Source organism: Shewanella metallivivens (genome assembly GCF_028750675.1).
Lineage (GTDB): Bacteria > Pseudomonadota > Gammaproteobacteria > Enterobacterales > Shewanellaceae > Shewanella > Shewanella metallivivens.
In genome coordinates this window covers 566656-567227 of the sequence record NZ_JAQQPZ010000002.1, presented here as the reverse complement: position 1 = coordinate 567227, position 572 = coordinate 566656, and the positions used below count along the sequence as shown (strand labels likewise).

The following is a 572-nucleotide window of genomic DNA, read 5'->3' as shown; positions in this document are numbered from 1 at the left end:
TTAGCGTCAGTATTAGAAACTCACGGCTATTTCAATGAAGAGTTTGAACAGTCGGTAAACGCCCGTGGCAAGGTAATCGATATCAAGGTATTAGGTCACGACGAAGTCGGTTCAGTGGTGCAAATAACCACAAATAATTCGCTTGTCACCTTAATGGTCAGCAATCAAATCACAACAGTGTCAAGTCCGCACAGTATGACGGTTAATCAAAAAGACTACCAATGGACTGGCCCTTACGCTGTTGATATTACTGCTATTAAGCAGGAGAAATAAACATGAGTTACCAACCTTTATTGTTAAATTTTGACGAAGCCGCGCAACTCAGAGAATCGTTAAATACCCAGACGTTATTAGGTAAAGCGTTAACGCGTGATATTACTCAAACAGACGAATATATGGCATCTGTTGGTATTGAAGTGCCTGGCCATGGCGAAGGTGGCGGTTATGAGCATAACCGCCATAAGCAAAATTACATTCACATGGATTTAGCTGGACGGTTATTTTTAATTACTCAAGAAGATAAATACCGTAACTACATTGTCGATATGTTGACCGCTTATGCCACTGTGTAC

The 572-nt window shown here is 40.9% G+C and carries 1 protein-coding gene and 1 pseudogene (1 of these 2 running past the window's edge); both read left to right on the top strand.

The window, feature by feature from the left end:
- Nucleotides 1-273 (top strand): annotated as a pseudogene (locus tag PQR79_RS05310) (heparinase II/III domain-containing protein); the annotation flags it as partial.
- A gap of 2 nt (nucleotides 274-275) precedes the next feature.
- Nucleotides 276-572, top strand: partial view of a heparinase II/III domain-containing protein gene (locus PQR79_RS05305; protein ID WP_274408401.1) — the beginning only. It continues 1854 nt past the right edge of the window; 297 of the gene's 2151 nt are visible here — the first part of the coding sequence; it begins with the start codon at nucleotides 276-278; the stop codon falls past the right edge of the window.